This window comes from Citrobacter sp. wls613 (assembly GCF_005281195.1).
GTDB classification, from domain to species: domain Bacteria; phylum Pseudomonadota; class Gammaproteobacteria; order Enterobacterales; family Enterobacteriaceae; genus Citrobacter; species Citrobacter gillenii.
Map to the genome: position 1 here is coordinate 3,946 of NZ_SZXN01000060.1, position 320 is coordinate 4,265.

Sequence of the window (320 nt, forward strand, 5' to 3'; positions counted from 1 at the left end):
ACTACTGAATCTTGCCCCCAAAACCGCCAGGCGGCTGGATCATGACGGTCATGAAACGGATATTAATGCGGAAGATGTTCTGCCTGGCGATAAGCTCCGCATCAGACCAGGAGAGAGTATTCCGGTCGACGGTATTGTGATCGAAGGCAAAACAACCGTTGATGAATCGATGGTGACCGGGGAATCTATGCCGGTTACCAAAACGGAGGGTGACCCTGTCATCGGGGGGACCATTAATCAGACAGGGAGTCTCATCATCCGTGCAGAGAAAGTCGGTGATGAAACAATGCTCTCACGAATTGTTCAGATGGTCGCTGATG

1 pseudogene is annotated in these 320 nt (G+C 51.2%); it reads left to right on the forward strand.

From position 1 onward, the window contains the following. Positions 1-320, forward strand: a pseudogene (locus tag FDX01_RS13505) (haloacid dehalogenase); the annotation flags it as partial.